Genomic DNA, 17,387 nt, shown 5'->3' on the forward strand with positions numbered 1-17,387 from the left:
AATCACCTACATTGTTACTGATATTATTCTAGACTCACCTATCTCCTTGTTCATAGTAACACCATAAAGAGTGTCAGATTCCTTCATAGTTTCTTTATTATGAGTGATCAGGATAAATTGTGATTTATCAGTAAACTCCTTTAATTTTCTTATTAATTTTTTTGTATTGGTTTCATCTAAGGCAGCCTCGATCTCATCGAAAAAAGTAAAAGGACTTGGTTTATACATAAATATAGCCATTATAAAGGCCACTGCCACCATTGATTTTTCCCCACCAGACAAAAGTGTTATTGACTGACGTTTCTTATTTCTGTATTTTACCAGAAGCTCTACTCCTGTTTCCTTGATGTTTTCGACATTTGTTAGCTCTAATTTCCCTTCTGAGTTGCTTAGTATCTCCCTGCACATATATCCGAAATTTTCATTTATAGATTTATAAGCTTCAAAGAATCTCATCTCTATAATATCCTCGATTTCTTTTATTAGTTCCCTTAAGGATTTTTCACTGCTTAGAAGGTCATTTCTCTGTCCCAAAACAAACTCATACTTGTTTTTTATCTCCTGAAATTCCTCTATAGCAAGAAGATTAACAGTCCCTAGGGATTTTATCCTAACTTCGAGCTTCAAAAGTTTTTCGGTTGCCTCTTTCAAATCTCCATCTACTACTTTACTTTCAGCTTCTACAAGTTCATTAAGTTTAACTTTTAGATTTTCTATTCCTATCTCTAGGTTCTCTCTCTTAGCAAATTCCTGTGACAATTTATTATTTTCTATTACTATTTTATTCTCGATATTTTTTACCTGTTTTATAAGCTCCCTTTCTTCTTTTTCTAGCTCACTATACCGGTTCTTCTTGCTTTTTATATCTAAAAACTCTTTTTCGTACCTCAGATTTTCATTTTCAAAGGATTTTTCCAGATAGTCGAGTTTTTCTGACAGTTCCTCTTTCCCCTTATAAAGTTTTTCAACTCTTTCAGAAAGACTGTTTCTCTGAATCTCCATCTCCTTATAAAGGTCCTTCTCTTTATAGAGCTCTCTTTGAATCTGTTTCAATTTTTCCTTGTTGTTCATATAGTTTATTTTTTTGTCTGAAAAATCATTTTTTATACTTTCTATCTCATCTTTCAGCTTTATAACTTTTTTATTGTCTTCTTCTATAGTAGTTCTAAGGTTGTTCATAACCTCTTCTACTTCAAGTTTTTTTCCGTGGGCATTTTTTTCCTGTTTCTTATATTCTGATATATAGAGCTCTTCTTCTTTGATCTCCATATCAACTATTTTCATACCCTTTACAAGTTTTTCATCTTTTGATTTCAAATCTTCCAAAAGTTCGGCCAGCTTTTTTACATCTATACGGAGTTTCTCTTTTAAGTCGTCCATTGTCATGAGTTCTTCTTCTGTTTTCTCCATGAGAGATGTAAGCTTGTTATATTCTTTTTCCTGTTTTTTATATTCTAAATTTAGCTTTTTCACAACCTCTGCCAGTTTTTTTATCTCTTTTTTTCTTTCAAAAATCTGAGAACTTGCAGACCTGAGATTTTCTCCACCGGTTATTCTTCCTCGTCCAGACAAAAGTTCACCGGAAATAGTTACAATATTTCCCCTGTGGACATTTGATTTTGAAATCCTAAGGGCTGTATCCATATCTTCAACAACCAAAAGATTTCCCAAAAGAAACTTCACAACTGATGCATATTTTTCAGGAAATTCCAAAAGGTCTGCAGCTATTCCTATGATGCCTTTTTCGTTAGGAGACTTTACCTCTCTCCCTGTTTTTATTGTATCAAATGCAAGGAAAGAGGCCCTTCCGGCTCTTTTTTCTTTTAAAAAATTTATACATTTCTTGGCTGTTTTGCTGTCCTTGACTATTATATCCTGCAGATTCCCAGGTATAGCAGCCTCTATCGCTCTTTCATACCTTTCAGGTATATTCACGAGAGAGATAAAGGCCCCTTCCACTCCCTCTATACCTGCATTTAGTATCTCCTTTACTCCCTTATAAAATCCCTCATTGTTTTCATCGAGTTTTACAAGGTTATCAAGTTTTGTTTTATTCATCTTGAGGTTATAATCTGTCTCCCTCATTTGGCTATGCACCTTATTCATATCCAGACTAACCTGAGTTATTTTTTCCTCCATAGCCTGGGTCTTGCCATCTATTCCTTTATATTCTTTTTCTTTTTCGCCGTGCTCTTTTCCTGATTTCTCAATTTCCAGATTATTTTTAGAGATCTTAGTCTTGTACTCTTCTATCTCTTCTTTCAGGGTTTCTATCTTTGAAAAACTGCTTTTCATTCTTCTAGAAGTATTTTCCGTCTCATTTATGAATTTTAACCTGTCTACCTCTAAAGTCATGAGTTTATCTTTTTTCATATTCAGTGAAAGTTCATTTTCTCTTTTTATCTCCTCTTTTTCAGAAATGAAAAGTTCAAATTTACTGTTTTCAGACTCCTGAGAAGTAAGTTCTTCTGATGTCACACTTTCTTTTATCTCTAGAGAACCTATTTCCCTTTCCTTTTCCAAAAATTTTTCTTCTAATTTTGATAGGGAATCTTTCTTTTCAACAAGCTCCCTTTCATAGGATTTTATTCTCTCAGTAAATATGGTTTTGTCGTTTATTATCTTATCTATATCTTTTTTAAGGTCGATATTCTTTTGAGTCATCGCCTCTATATCTTCGTTTAGATTTTCTCTTTCTCTGTTTGCCTTTTCCAGTTTTTCTTCTGAATATTCAAAGTTCTTTTGTTGCTCTTCTATTCCAGACTGGAGATTTTCAACAGTCTCGTTGATTCTGTCCAATCTCAGACTTTTTATCTCCAATTCTCTTTCGTATATGCCTTTTGCCAGCGAGTCTCTTTCACTTTGAAGTTCTCTGTATTTCAAAGCCTTTTCTGCCTGTTTTTCCACCCTGTTCTTATTTTCTTCCATCTCCCCTATAATAAGGTCGATTTTTTCTATCTCTCCTTGGACTTTTTCAAGTTTTTTTTCTGATTCTGTTTTTCTTATTTTTACTTTTTTAATACCTGCTGCTTCCTCTATAATCTCCTTTATCTCTTTGCTAGAAGACGAGATTATTCTTTCGACCTTACCCTGTCCTATGACAGAATAGGCACTCTTACCTACCCCGGTATCTAGGAAGAGTTCACTTATATCTTTAAGTCTAGCCTTAGTATCATTTATGAGGTACTGATTTTCTCCTGTTTTGTGAAGCCTTCGTGTAACCTTTATATCGTCTATCTCTAAGGGCAGTACCCTGTCAGAGTTGTCTATATACAGTGACACTTCAGCCAAACTTTTAGGTTTTTTATTTTTCCCTCCTGAGAAGATAACGTCCCTACTCTCTTTAGCCCTTATATTTTTATAGGACTGTTCTCCCAAAACCCAGAGGATGGCATCTAGTATATTGGACTTCCCACTGCCGTTAGGTCCTACTATAGAGGTTATCCCTGTGTTAAAGTCAAGGTTTATCTTCTCTGCAAATGACTTAAATCCATTTATTTCAACTGCTTTTAAGTGCATTTCCCACTCCCAATATTAAAGTATGTAATTGTCTAAATTTTCCTCTTCTGCATCACTTTTAAAAATCTTATCTATGTCTCGTTTACCTATTTTTATCTTCTTTTTATCTTCATAGGGAGCCTCAAACATGATATCTTTAAGTACTGTTTCAACTACAGCAGCAAGTCTTCTAGCCCCTATATTTTCCACACTTTCATTTAGTTCTATTGCTACCTCTGAGATTCTATCTATTGCCCCTGGTGTAAAATCAATCTCTACATCATCACTTCCCAATAGAAGTTTGTACTGTTGAATCAGATTGTACTCCACTGCTGTAAGTATTTTTATAAAGTCCTCTTTCTCTAGACTCTTAAGCTTTACCTTTACAGGAAATCTACCCTGAAGCTCAGGCATAAGATCAGACGGACTTGAAAGGGTAAACGCTCCTGCAGCTACGAATAAAATATGGTCTGTTTTTACAGCTCCGTATTTTGTCATCACAGTAGTACCTTCTACAATCGGAAGTATGTCTCTCTGAACTCCCTGCCTTGAGACCTCTCCTCTAGATGCTCCCTCTCTTTCTGCTATTTTGTCTATCTCATCTATAAATATTATCCCGTCCTCTTCTGTCATTTTTACAGCTTCAGGAATAAGACTTTCCATATCTATGCTCTTTTCTATTTCATCCTTCAGTATGTATTCCAATGCATCTTTTACTTTCAACTTTATTTTTTTAGCTTTTCCACCTGATGGAAAGCTTGACATAATATTTTCTATTATTCCCTGCATACCTTCATCTTGTGAATTACCAGCTGAAAAAACTTCAACAACAGGTGAGTCTGATTTTTTGGATTTTTCAAGCTCTACTTCTACTTCGGCATGCTTTCCATCTTTTATCTCTTGAATTATTTTTCCTTTTTCATCTGGATTAAGAGTGTCGTATGGTTTTATTAATTTTGCCACTTTTTCTAAAACCTGGGACATAAATTTTTCTCTCAAGTTTTCAATTTTTTCAGTTTTTATTTTCCTTATTGTTATCCCCACTAGGTCTTTTATCATACTCTCGACGTCTTTACCTACATATCCCACCTCTGTATACTTGGTGGCCTCTACTTTTAGAAATGGCGAGTCTGCTATTTTTGCAAGCCTTCTGGCAATCTCAGTTTTACCGACTCCTGTAGGTCCCATGAGAATGATATTTTTCGGAGTTATCTCCTTTCTCATTTCACTATCCTCTATAGCCTTCCTTCTGTATCTGTTTCTCAGGGATATTGCCACATTTTTCTTGGCTTCGTCCTGAGACACTATATATTTATCTAGTTGTTCTACTATCTCTCTAGGGGTTAATTTCTTCTCCATTATTTCCTCTCCTATTTTCCCAATTTATCTCATCAATTATATAATATTTAATTCTTTATTACAAGGATGATAGAGTATACAAAGCTTATTTTTTGTCAAAAAAGACAGGACCCTTCAGTCCTGCCTAGATTCTTTTATTCCAATATCTACTTTTTCCCCTAAAAACTTTGGTTGTGTATTTAAAATGTTCACATCTAAAAAAGCTTTTGCTTTTGCAAAAAACTCTCTCAGATAAACAGATTTCTTTTTAGGATCTTTTGCATTCAGAGCTATTACGTCTACTCCACGTTTTCTGCCGATATAGACGGCCCTTTCATTTTGAAATTTTTGAGATATTACAAGGTAACTCTTTTGTCCAAATACCTTGTGAGCTCTTATAACAGAGTCTAAAGTACGAAAACCAGCATAATCCAAAATCAATTTTTCTGATGGTATTCCCATTTTTAATAGGGTTTTTCTCATTCTCACAGGTTCATTATATTCCTTTTGGCTATTGTCTCCACTCAGTATGAGATATTCTACCTTTCCTTTCATAAGTGCATTATAAGCAGCTTCCATTCTGTACTTATAGAAATGATTTATCCCGCCGCCTATGATGTATTTACTGGTTCCTAAGACAAGTCCAACTTTTCTCTTGGGAATTTCTTCCACGTTTTCATAGACATAATTCTTTGAAAAAAACTTTATCGAGAGATTGCTTATACAAAGAAACATAACCGGTATTAAAAATATATAAAATATCCCTTTTAAAAGTTTTTTCATACTTATCCCCTGTGTTTTTTTATTATTCTTTGCCTGATAATTAGCTACAAATTTACCTGCCTGCGACTTATAAATTTATTAGAAATTATTCTTTATAAAATATCCACATCTATATTTTAACCTTTATCTTAAATTTAGACAATTTATTTTAACTATTTTTCCAAACAGAAAACTCGGCCATTATAGCTTCAACAACTGCCCCACCTATACACCTGGCCTTGTCCGATATAGTATAGCAGTTTTTCACTTGATTATTTCTTGGGTCCACATCAGCCATTTTAAGTCCTTTTTTTATAATTATCCCCTCAGGAAGTATCCCTCTCAGCACTCCTGATATCTGGCTCTTTACATTGGTTTCTCCAACTATAGCGATAGTTTCCCCTTTTGAAACTATATCACCGATATTTTTTAGTGTCTTTAACAATCCATCTGCCGGAGAATGGATAACCCTCTCAACAGAATAACCACCTATACTCCCTGGATTTCCAGTATTTGCAAGGGCTTCTCCGCCATATATAAGTCTTCCAAGATCATGTCCTCTCATGGTTTCAACCACTACATGACAGTCTTTTCCCGCAGTGAATCCTGGTCCTAGAGCTATCACCAGAGGAGCCATATTTATATTTGTACCTAGATTTTTTTTGGCAATTATTGCATCTACAACTACGTGAGGCTTCAGCTCTTTTATCGATCTTCCATCAGGATCTATCAGTACAGGTATCTTATTGTCTTTTGATTCTTCTATGGCCTCCTTAGAGGATGACACGAGAACTCCTTTTATTCCTTCTACAAGGGATTCTTTCTTATAGACAGCCTCTGAAAACGACACTTTTCTTCTTATGGATGTGGGTTTTTCACTCTCTAAAACCACAACTTCCATCCCACATCTCTTTAATTTGTGGGCCACCCCTGTTGCTATATCTCCGCCACCTCTAACTATCACCCTGCATCTTTTCATATATCTCCTCCAAGTCCTCAAAACTGTCTATATCCTTAAATAAAAGGCTGTCATCAAAGTAAACCTTATTTATTTGTGATGATCTTTTTATTATTTCTCTTCCGCCTGTATCTCCTTCTATTTTCAGGAGTTCTGTTTTTTTCTCCTGAGGAAAAAATACAGGGGTACTTTTTTGCCCGTCAGTTACAGGTAAGGTTATTATGTTTTTTTTATAAAACTCCCACATAAGTCCTAAAACTACCTCTTTAGAAAGCAGAGGCTGGTCAACAGTAAAGAAAACAATGCTTTCTCCTGTACTATGAGATACTCCGAGTTTTACACTTTCACTCTGACCTAAATTAGAATTATCATTTTGTATATATTTTACCTTGTATTTTTCAGCTGATTTTTCAGTTGCTTTATCTTTTCCTACCAATATAATTTCGTGGAATTCAATGCCTGAAATAATTTTCAAAATTCTTTCTAGCATTGTTTCTCCCTGAAACTTTATAAAAAGTTTATTTTCACCCATACGTTTGGAAAAACCAGAGGCCATAATAACAGCACTGACCTTATTATATCGATAAATTTCCCCATATTGCAAGTTTCCCATATAGATTTTTTCATCATATCTAGTTTTACAATGCTTTAGCGCCGTTTCAAAGGAATCCAGTTCTTTTATCTTGTCTAGAAAAATAATTTTTTCATATATCGGACCCTTTTTTTCGATTATATAACTGTTATTTTCATCTCCGACTTTTCCAAAAGCCATTAAAAGAATTTCCCTTATGCTTATTCTTTCACCTGTAGATTCTTTATTAATTTCAAAAACAAGGCCGGTTTTATCACCAGTGACAGTGATTATATCTTCTTTTTTCATTTCAAAAAATTCCACTGCCATCCCCTCCCTGTCAAATTATTTATATGAATCAAATTACTACTGAATATCTGAAAGAATTTTTCCTAAATTACTGACTTTATTTAAAGTTCCGTTACTTTTCCTTGATGAAAAGTAACCAAAAATCAAGGCCTGTGAAAAATCAGCTAAATAACCTTGAAAATCCAAGAAAAACTCGAAACTCGCTACGCTCAGACAGTCGATTTTTTCTAGAGATTTCTTTCACTCATTCTTAACGCTGATTTTGTCAATGGCCGAAGAGTTTAAAAAATTTAGAATATTGGAAATCTAAATGTGCTAATGCGCATTCTTTTAATTTGGGCTGATATTATTTTTTATGTCTTTTGAATTTTCAAGTCGCAGGGCTTATACAGGAAAGAACCTGCACTCAGCCGTCCTACAGAATAAGTTCCGCAGGGAACCGAGGACTGTAGCTTACAAAGGCGATAAAAGAAATATCTACTTCTTAGACATTTGAAAATTCTTGAACTTTTGGTTATGCCCTGACCGAAGGGAGGAAATGCCCTTGGGGTGCTTTTCTTTCAAGAGAAAAGTAACGAATCCCGATAAATTCAATAATTTAATACAAAATAAAAATAGTAGCCTAAACTGTTTAATAACGTTTTTTAACTTTTTATTAAAAAGAAAATAAACTCTTATTTTTTTAATACAAGACCCCTATAAATTATAGGGGTCAATTTTTTACATATTTTCCATCATACCCAAAAGAACTTTTTCAGCTGTTATGGGAAGTTTTCTTATTCTTACTCCTGTGGCATTATATACTGCATCTGCTATGGCAGGAGCAGGTGTATTTACCACTACTTCTCCTATGGATTTAGCTCCAAATGGACCTGTAGGCTCGTGGGAATAGACAAATTCCACTGCCATATTTTTTATATCCCTTCTGCAAGGTATCTTGTACTGCATAAGGGTGTCATTTTTTACCCTTCCCTTGCTGTCGTACTGTATGTCTTCATAAAGAGCAAGGCCTATTCCCTGGGCTGTTCCACCCTCTACCTGTACTCTTGCCAGATTTGGATTTATAGGCAACCCACAGTCAACCACAGATAAAAAGTCTAGTACTTCTACCTCTCCAGTCTCTGGGTCTACCTCTACCTCTGTAAATCCTGCTATGAATGGTGGCGGAGAACTTTCTCCCCCCCATGTTCCTGTCACAGTTATCTGATTTTTCCCTTCAAAGGAAATAAGCCTGTTTGCCAAATCCTCTAAGGAAATTTTCTCACCATTTTCAGTTTCCACATTCTCTCCGTCAAAGATGATCTGGTCATCTGAGACTTTTAGTATTTCTGAAGCTCCATTTATTATCTCTGTCCTCATTTTATTGGCAGCTATTATAACTGCATTTCCTGTTACATAGGTACCGCTAGATGCATATGCACCAGGATCATATGGAGAGACATCAGTATCGGCTGAGTTTAATATTATCTTGTCTATTCCGCATTCTAAAACCTCTGCTGCCATCTGAGTCAGAACTGTATCACTACCCTGACCCATATCTGTGACTCCTAGAAACAAAGTATAAGTTCCGTCGTCTCCAAGTTTTATTGTTGCTGAAGCAGTATCTATTCCAGCTATACCAGAACCCTGCATGGTTACAGCCATTCCAGCAGATCTAATCTTACCGTTTTCAGTGACTCTAGAAGGATATCTTTCATCCCACCCAAAGATTTCCTTTCCCTTTTCGACACATTTTTTTATGTCACCGCTGACTATATATTTTTCAGGTGCAGGTTCCACCAGGTTTTTTTCTCTTATTACAGTAGGGTCTATACCCAGTTTTTTAGCAAGTTCATTTATGGCAGATTCCACTGCAAATGTTCCCTGAGTGGCACCGTATCCTCTAAAGGCTCCTCCAGGCATGGTATTGGTATATACGATTTTGGCATCATATTTCACAGCTGCCTTGTCGTATAGAGGTGAGGTTTTAAATGCCACCAGTTTAGTCACTGTAGGGGCATGTTCTCCATAGGCTCCTGTATTAGAAAGTATATCTATACTAAACCCCTTTATATTACCCTCTAAATCTGATCCCATCTTTACCTTTAATCTCATTCCATGTCTAGAGGTTGTGCATGTATGAGTCTCACTTCTGTTATATATCAGTTTAGCAGGTTTACCGGTTTTAAGAGTTACAATAGCTGGAAAAATTTCAGTGGCAGCTGTCTGCTTTCCTCCGAATCCTCCACCTATTCTTGGCTTTATTACTCTTATTTTGCTTCTCGGGATCTCTAGTGCCCTTGCCAGATGCCTTCTTACGTGGAAGGGTATTTGCGTAGAACTTATTACACAGAGTCTCCCGTTGGCATCTAAATAAGTTGAGCTTCTATATGTCTCCATCATTGCATGGATTTGGGGCTGAGTATAATATGTTTCCTCTATTATTACATCACTCTCTGTAAAGGCTTTTTCTAAATCTCCATTTTCTATAACATAACTAGATGCAATGTTTCTCTCTCTCTCCATCCCTATGTCAAAATTCTGATGAACATCCTCTTTGTGAACCAAGACAGGATTATCCACAGCTTTTTCATAATCAAGCACTGCGTCTAAAACATCATACTGAACTTTTATGAGGTTCATAGCCTTAACAGCTGTCTTTTCATCTACAGCTGCTATTATGGCAACCTCATCTCCTACATATCTCACATATTCATCTAATATTCTTCTGTCATATGGAGACGGCTCAGGATAAGACTGCCCTGCCAGAGTAAATTTTGTCATAGGCACATCTTCATGTGTTAAGATACATTCTACACCTGGTACTTTTTCAGCTATACTTTTATCTATATTTATTATTTTAGCCGAAGCATGAGGACTTCTCAGAATTTTTATTATAAGTGGGTTATTATTGATACTTAGATCATCTGTGTAGACAGGTCTTCCTGTTATGACCCCTATACCGTCTACTTTTTTGATCCCCTGACTTACTATTTTCATCTAGCTCTCTACCCCCATATATTTTTTTATCGCCCTCAACTGAGAGACATACCCTGTGCATCTGCATAGGTTACCATTGAGATAATGGACTATATCCTCTTCAGTTGGATTTTCTAGTTCTTTTTTCATTGCAAGCACAGTCATTGTAAATCCCGGAGCACAAAATCCGCACTGCTCTGCTCCTTCTCCTGCCATAAATTCTGCAAATTCCAAAGCGTCTTTTTGAAGTGCCTCTATAGTTGTTATATTTTTCCCGGATACTCTCACACTTAGTGTAGAGCAGGAAAGTACCGGCTTTTCCTCTACCCATACTGTGCATAGTCCGCAAGACCCAGTATCGCAGCCTTTTTTCACACTTAAAAAACCGTATCTTCTCAGGGTATCCACCAGATATTCATCACACTCTATATTAAAATTCATCTTTCTTCCGTTTACTGTTACATCTATATTCATTACATTACCTCCATTAGAGCTCTTTTCAGCATAACTTTGCAAACAGCCTTTCTGTACTTCCCAGAGGCTCTCATATTGTCTCCAAAGGTAAGCTCCTCTGAGGCTACCTGACATATATCTTCAATATTGTCTTCTGTTAATCCATCTGTATTTATTTTCTCCATTGCTTTAGCAGCCAAAACAGCTTTTCCAGGTCTTGCTCCAACTGCAATTCTTATTCCATCAACTAAGTTAGCTGCTACTACATTTAATACTGCATAGTCACTGTTACTCTTTCTTATAGTCTGAAAACTACCCTTGGCAGGCTTGTTTTTAATCAAAATCTTAACCAAAATATCCTGTTTTATATCTGATTCTAAAAATTTATCAAGTGGCATCTCTCCTGCATTAAAAAGAACTACAGAAGTGTCTAAAGCCAATAATGCAGGGATAAAATCAGAAAACCCGTATTTAGAGAAAACTGTAGCACCAGCAGTTACTACATTCCGAAGCTGTACTCCTACTATATCCTCTACAGAACAAGCTACTATCCCACTGAATTTTTTTTTCAAAATATCACTGGTTTCGATATCTCTGAATGTTGTCATTGCACCGATTTCAATATTTTCCCCCTCCTCTTTTATAAAGGAAAGATCTAACGCTGACAGATCTATAGCCGTAGACAGACGTCTGTTCCCCATCTTAATGTAAGCGGTACCTCCCAAAATTGCATTGTTCTTGTTTTTTACTAGCATATCATAAGCCTCTTCTAGAGATGAAGCTAAAAGATATTTTGAAAAAGTAAACAATTTAAAACCTCCTACCTAAAACCTTATAATAAAAAACACCTATCTCTTCATTTTTAAGTGAAGAAAATAGGTGCTTATTCCACTATTTTTCTCTTCACTCATAGTTAAGTCATTTACGGCAACTTTGTAGAGACGCCTATCCATATTATAGGCATATATGAGTGTAACAATACAAAACATTATAACACGAAGAAAGCTTTTTAACAACTTCATAGACCCATCTCATACGAAATTTTATTAAAAATTTATTTTCCAAAAGAGCAGTTGGGATATCTGCATTCATCACAATTCTGACAGAGACCCCCGCTGCCGTATCTCATTATGTCCTCTTTTTTAATTTTTTCTCCTGCGAGAACTCTAGGAAGTATCAAATCAAATACAGTTCTTTTGCTATACATTACGCATCCGGGAAGTCCCATTATTACAGTATTTTCCAGATAAGACAAAAGAAACATCGATCCCGGAAGCACAGGAGAACCATAGCTTACAAGCTCTCCTCCCATCTCTATAATTGAACCAGGTGTGAGATCGTCAGGATCTACAGACATTCCACCTGTGCATATTATCATATCTACTGAATCTTCTAAGTGGGTTTTTATAGCATTTTTTATCTTTTCCCTTTCGTCAGGTACGATTATCTGAGACGTTACTTCACAATCATATTCCTTTAGCTTTTCCCTAACTACCGGTCCAAATTTATCAGATATCCTGTTGTTGTATACTTCACTTCCTGTTGTGACTATCCCAACCCTCATCTTTTGAAACTCTTCTACATTTATTATTTTATCAGTTGCTAGCTTTTTAGCTGCTTCCATCTTTTTTTTATCTATTACTAGGGGTATGACCCTCGCCCCGCCAATTATATCTCCTTTTTTAACTGGGATATTCTCAGGTAAGGTGGCAAAGGATATCTCTCCTAGCATATTTATTTCAAATAGTTTCTCCTTATCCACTTTGAGAAGGCCATCTTTTGATGCATAAAAATTTATTTTCCCCTCTTTTATCTCATCACTTAAATAAACGTTTTTTCCGCAGCCTATTTCACCTAAAATTACTGCAGCATCATTTTCATGAAGTTCGTCTTTTCCAAGTTCAAATATATATATGTGGTCTTTCCCAAGACTTCTGAGTTTTTCTACATCTTCTTCTCTTATTATATGTCCTTTTTTAAATGCCCTGCCCTTAAACTTGCCTGGAACGATCTCTGTTATATCGTGGGAAATAATATGCCCTACGGCATCAGTTGTTTTTATCTTTTTCACAAATTTTCTCCTTGTATTTTTACTTTTTTCACTTCAAACATATGTTTGCCGCTCTTTTGATTTTTGATTTTCAAAATTTCAGCCATTATTCCCAAGGCTATTTCATTGGGCTCTCCACTTGATATGTCAAGACCTATAGGAGAATAAACTTTTTCAAGTTTTTTTATGCTTATTCCTTCATTTATAAGTTCTTTGTATGTATCAGTTATTTTTTTACGACTTCCTATCATACCGATATATGCCAATTTTTTTTCTAGGACTGCCTTGAGGGCCACCTTGTCACAGGCGTGTCCCCTGGTAACAATGACAACATAAGATCCGTCATCTAAGGAATATTTTTCCAATATTTTTCCTATATCCCCCCATAATAGTTCGTCTGCATGGGGAAACCTTTTTCTATCGACATATTCTTCTCTATCATCTATTATGACTGTATACATATTTAAAAATTTACCCAGCTTATAAAGCTCATTCCCTAAGTGGCCTCCGCCTACTATTATAAGTTTTTTTCTTTTTTCAAAAACTTTTACATATCCTTTTACTCTTCCTCCACATTTCATATGAAGTTCCCCATCTTCTATTAGTTCAAAATCAAATTTTCTGTTTTTACCTTCCTCTATAGCCTCTAGTGCAGAATTTATAACCTGATACTCCAAATTTCCACCGCCGATTGTTCCCTCTATACTGCCGTCCTCAAATACTCCCATTATAGAACCTGACTTCCCTGGACTAGATCCCTCTACTTCTATCAAGGTCACAAGAGCAGCTTTTTCACCTTTTTCTATTCTTTTAGCAATTTCCATCATTAATCTGCCTTCCATATCTATCTCTCCCTATTTAAAGATCTTTTTATTATACTTTTACTTTTTTAACATAAACAATTATATCCTAAATCTCCAAAATGGACAAATCTATACTGACTTATATCTCTAAGATTTAAATCAGATAAACTTCAAATAACAAATCATTCAAAAAAATTACGAACATATGCACTACTATATATTAATTTTTAGGTCATAATATACACCATATATACATCGGTGCTTTACTCATATATTATTTGAAAATGGATAACACTAGCATAATTTAGATTTATTGTATATTATGTATATAGTGAATATAAAGTTTAATTGCCTATTATATCTACTATTTTTATAAAACAAAAATTAATTTTTAATAGAACAAATAAGATTTTGGAGGGGCATTTATGGAAGAAAAAGTACTTGTTGTAAAAAAAGGGTTGTGTAAGGGCTGTGAAATCTGTGTTGAATTCTGTCCAAAGGATGTTTTGGACATGAAAGATGGAAAAGTCAATGTTAAAAATATCAGTGCATGCATACAGTGTAATATGTGTGGTAAACTATGTCCTGATTATGCTATCGGTATTAGGAGGAATGGATAATGAGCAAAATTAAGTTTATGCAAGGAAACGAAGCGTGTGTTGAAGGTGCAATCGCTGCTGGAATGAAATTTTTTGCAGGATATCCTATCACACCGTCAACTGAAGTTATGGAAAAATCTGCTGAAATGCTTCCTAAAGTTGAAGGAAAATTTATTCAGATGGAAGATGAGATTGCCGGTATAGCTGCTGCAATCGGTGGATCAATTGCAGGATCAAAGTCTATGACTGCAACAAGCGGACCTGGATTCTCACTTAAAATGGAAAACCTAGGATATGCAGTAATCGCCGAGATTCCTTTAGTTGTAGTAAACGTTCAGAGAAACGGGCCAAGTACAGGTCTTCCTACATCACCATCTCAAGGAGATATGATGCAGGCTAAATGGGGAACTCACGGTGACCATCCTGTAATTGCTCTTTCACCATCTACAGTGCAAGAGTGCTATTCTCTTACAGCTAGAGCCTTCAACCTTGCTGAAAAATATAGAATGCCTGTTCTTTTCATGCTAGATGAGGTTGTTGGACATATGAGAGAAAAAGTGGTTTTAGACACGACTCTTATTGAGGAAATAGTAGACAGAGCGAAGCCTGCAAAAGACGATGCTTCTTATCTTCCTTACGGAGTTTCAGGAGACGAACTTGTTCCTAAAATGTCTTCATTTGGGGAGGGACACAGATACCATATCACAGGTCTTGTGCATGACGAGACAGGTTTCCCTACAAACAGTACAAAAGTAGCAGATAAGTTAATGACAAGATTAATGGATAAAGTTGAAAAAAATAAAGATGACATTATTCAGTATGAAGAGTACATGATGGAAGATGCTGAATATGTTATATTCTCTTATGGAAGTACAGCCAGATCTTCAAAGCAGGCGGTTATGGACCTTAGAGAAAAAGGTATAAAAGTAGGACTATTCAGAGCCATTACAATCTGGCCTTTCCCTGAGGATAGAATCAGAGAATTAGCTCAAAAATCAAAAGGAATTCTTGTGGCTGAGATGAACCTTGGACAGATGGTACTTGAGGTTGAGCGTATTGCCAACGGAAGCTGTCCTGTAAAATTAATGGGTAAAGGTAACGGAGAGTTCATAAGCCCTGCTGAAATAGTTGAAAAATTTGGGGAGGTAATGTAATAATGGATACTTGCAAAAATAAAAGCTATTATAGAGAAGATAAATTACCTCACATCTGGTGTCCTGGATGTGCTCACGGTATAGTAATGCACGCACTGGTTAACGCCATAGAAAATATAGGTCTAAATAAAGACGACGTATGTGTAGTATCTGGGATAGGATGTTCATCTAGAGCTCCTGGATATTTAGACTTCAACACTTTACATACTACTCACGGAAGATCTCTTGCATTTGCTACAGGGATAAAGATGGCAAAACCTGGTATGAAAGTAATCGCACTAGGAGGAGACGGTGACTTCACTGCAATCGGAGGTAACCACTTAATCCATGCTGCAAGAAGAAACATCGACATCGCAGCAATTATTTTTAACAACAACATCTACGGAATGACAGGAGGTCAATTCTCTCCTACTACTCCTGTTGGTGATTATGCTACTACGACTCCTACTGGAAATATCGATCCGAACTTTGATATAGTAAAGCTTGTAGACGGTGCCGGAGCTAGTTATGTTGCAAGAGGTACTGCATATCACTTTGATGCTCTTGTAAAATTATTTGAAAATGCCATCAACCACAAAGGATTCTCTCTTGTAGAGGCAGTAAGTACTTGTCCTACAAGTTACGGAAGAAAAAACAAAGGATTCAAGGGAAATCCTGCAGCTATGCTTAAGTATATGAGAGACAACACTGTCCCTGTGGCTGCTGTTGCAAAACTTCCAAAGGAAAAAGTAGAAGGAAAGCTTGTTATCGGAGAATTCAAAAATGAGCAGAGACCTGAGTACACAGAAGAATATCAAAAAATCATAGATAAAGTAAGAGGGGTGTAAGAAATGGCAAAGGAAATCAGATTAAGCGGTTCAGGTGGACAGGGTCTTATTTTGGCAGGTATCATCCTTGCAGAAGCTGCCTTACATCAGGGTAAAGTAGCTGTTCAGTCACAATCTTACGGTCCTGAGGCAAGAGGAGGAGCCAGTAAGTCAGAGGTAATCATAAGCGATACTGAGATTCTTTACCCGAAGGTAAATCATGCTGATATATTTCTTTCACTGACTCAGAAATCTTTTGACACATACGGAAGTGGAAACAAAGAAAATTGTATCATAGTAATCGATTCAAGTGTTAAGACTCCAGAAGGTTTAAATGTAATCAAACTTCCTATTCTTGAAACCGCTAAGGAAAAAGTAGGAAACTCAATAGTTGCAAATATTGTATCTCTAGGTGCCATACAGGCAGCTACAAATATTGTAGACAGAGATGTTCTAGAAGAGACTATCCTTGGAAGAGTTCCTGCCCATGTAAAAGAATTAAATAAAAAGGCATTCCAGGCTGGTATTGATTTAGTTAAAAACGCAAAATAATATTTATAAAGTATAGGGGCTCTCACAGAGGGCCCCTTTTTGATACTATTTTTTCATCTCAATATCCAAAATTTAAAAATAATATAACCAGCTTAGGTGTTTACTTTTATTGCAAAATAAAGTATTGAATTTATCGGGATTCGTTACTTTTCTCTTGAAAGAAAAGTACCCCAAGAGTGTTTCCTCCCTTCGGTCAGGGCATAACCAAAAATCAAGGCCTGTGAAAAATCAGCTAAATAACCTTGAAAATCCAAGAAAAGTAATGAGACTCAGAAAACAAGTTTCTGAGAACCAGAAAATATACTCGTATAACTCGTTATTTTATGGTCACTCGCTTCGCTCAGACAGTTGATTTTTTCTAGAGACTTCTCTCAGTCATTCTTAACGCTTATTTTATCAATGATCAAAAACTTAAAAAAAACTTTTGTGTGAATAAACCTTGGTAAACCTTTGCGCTTACTTCTCAAGTGATAACATATGGTTTTAAATTTTTTTGAATTTCAAGTCGCAGGGCTTATACAGGAAAGAGCCCGCACTCAGCCGTCCTACAGAATAAGTTCCGCAGGGAACTGAGGA

General features: G+C 35.9%; 14 protein-coding genes and 1 riboswitch. Of the genes, 4 read left to right on the forward strand and 10 right to left on the reverse strand.

Annotated elements, in window-relative coordinates; translation table 11 throughout:
- Positions 1 to 6: 6 nt before the first annotated feature.
- From smc to ILYOP_RS05515, 10 genes are all read right to left on the reverse strand, one after another.
- Complete coding sequence (smc, locus tag ILYOP_RS05470; protein WP_013387535.1) at positions 7 to 3,519, reverse strand: chromosome segregation protein SMC; 3,513 nt, start codon at positions 3,517 to 3,519, stop codon at positions 7 to 9.
- Between the two features lie 15 nt (positions 3,520 to 3,534).
- Positions 3,535 to 4,857: an ATP-dependent protease ATPase subunit HslU gene (gene hslU, locus ILYOP_RS05475; protein ID WP_013387536.1), complete on the reverse strand. Its 1,323-nt coding sequence runs from the start codon at positions 4,855 to 4,857 to the stop codon at positions 3,535 to 3,537.
- A gap of 114 nt (positions 4,858 to 4,971) precedes the next feature.
- Positions 4,972 to 5,619, reverse strand: coding sequence for a SanA/YdcF family protein (locus tag ILYOP_RS05480; protein WP_013387537.1), 648 nt, complete (start codon positions 5,617 to 5,619; stop codon positions 4,972 to 4,974).
- A 148-nt stretch (positions 5,620 to 5,767) separates the two neighbouring features.
- Positions 5,768 to 6,577 (reverse strand): selenium-dependent molybdenum cofactor biosynthesis protein YqeB, encoded by an 810-nt coding sequence (gene yqeB, locus ILYOP_RS05485; protein WP_013387538.1) that lies wholly within the window; start codon positions 6,575 to 6,577, stop codon positions 5,768 to 5,770.
- The gene (locus ILYOP_RS15150) at positions 6,552 to 7,436 is read right to left on the reverse strand and encodes a nucleotidyltransferase family protein (RefSeq protein WP_222838843.1); all 885 of its coding nucleotides are present in this window, start codon (positions 7,434 to 7,436) and stop codon (positions 6,552 to 6,554) included. The genes yqeB and ILYOP_RS15150 overlap by 26 nt, the downstream gene beginning before the upstream one ends.
- Positions 7,437 to 8,156: 720 nt before the next feature.
- Positions 8,157 to 10,415, reverse strand: coding sequence for a xanthine dehydrogenase family protein molybdopterin-binding subunit (locus ILYOP_RS05495; RefSeq protein WP_013387540.1), 2,259 nt, complete (start codon positions 10,413 to 10,415; stop codon positions 8,157 to 8,159).
- Positions 10,416 to 10,868 (reverse strand): (2Fe-2S)-binding protein, encoded by a 453-nt coding sequence (locus ILYOP_RS05500; RefSeq protein WP_013387541.1) that lies wholly within the window; start codon positions 10,866 to 10,868, stop codon positions 10,416 to 10,418.
- A complete protein-coding gene (locus ILYOP_RS05505; protein WP_013387542.1) occupies positions 10,868 to 11,656 on the reverse strand; it encodes an FAD binding domain-containing protein in 789 nt (262 codons plus the stop codon). Before ILYOP_RS05505 ends, ILYOP_RS05500 begins: the two co-directional genes overlap by 1 nt.
- 81 nt (positions 11,657 to 11,737) lie before the next feature.
- A riboswitch (purine riboswitch) is annotated at positions 11,738 to 11,837 on the reverse strand.
- A 64-nt stretch (positions 11,838 to 11,901) separates the two neighbouring features.
- Positions 11,902 to 12,918 carry a molybdopterin-binding protein gene (locus ILYOP_RS05510; protein WP_013387544.1) on the reverse strand — a complete coding sequence of 339 codons (1,017 nt, stop codon included), beginning with the start codon at positions 12,916 to 12,918 and terminating at the stop codon, positions 11,902 to 11,904.
- On the reverse strand, positions 12,915 to 13,739 hold the full coding sequence (locus ILYOP_RS05515; RefSeq protein ID WP_013387545.1) for an XdhC family protein: 825 nt from the start codon (positions 13,737 to 13,739) through the stop codon (positions 12,915 to 12,917). Before ILYOP_RS05515 ends, ILYOP_RS05510 begins: the two co-directional genes overlap by 4 nt.
- 386 nt (positions 13,740 to 14,125) lie before the next feature.
- Between ILYOP_RS05515 and ILYOP_RS05520 the strand changes: the two genes are divergently transcribed.
- The 4 genes from ILYOP_RS05520 to ILYOP_RS05535 are packed head-to-tail and all read left to right on the forward strand — an operon-like array spanning position 14,126 to position 16,811.
- Entirely contained in the window at positions 14,126 to 14,320 is a 195-nt protein-coding gene (locus tag ILYOP_RS05520) for a 4Fe-4S dicluster domain-containing protein (protein ID WP_013387546.1), read from the forward strand.
- Positions 14,320 to 15,453 carry a 2-oxoacid:acceptor oxidoreductase subunit alpha gene (locus ILYOP_RS05525; RefSeq protein WP_013387547.1) on the forward strand — a complete coding sequence of 378 codons (1,134 nt, stop codon included), beginning with the start codon at positions 14,320 to 14,322 and terminating at the stop codon, positions 15,451 to 15,453. Before ILYOP_RS05520 ends, ILYOP_RS05525 begins: the two co-directional genes overlap by 1 nt.
- 2 nt (positions 15,454 to 15,455) lie before the next feature.
- Positions 15,456 to 16,280 (forward strand): 2-oxoacid:ferredoxin oxidoreductase subunit beta, encoded by an 825-nt coding sequence (locus ILYOP_RS05530; protein ID WP_013386547.1) that lies wholly within the window; start codon positions 15,456 to 15,458, stop codon positions 16,278 to 16,280.
- 3 nt (positions 16,281 to 16,283) lie between these two features.
- Complete coding sequence (locus ILYOP_RS05535) at positions 16,284 to 16,811, forward strand: 2-oxoacid:acceptor oxidoreductase family protein (protein WP_013387548.1); 528 nt, start codon at positions 16,284 to 16,286, stop codon at positions 16,809 to 16,811.
- Positions 16,812 to 17,387 lie beyond the last annotated feature (576 nt).

Source organism: Ilyobacter polytropus DSM 2926 (assembly GCF_000165505.1).
Lineage (GTDB): Bacteria > Fusobacteriota > Fusobacteriia > Fusobacteriales > Fusobacteriaceae > Ilyobacter > Ilyobacter polytropus.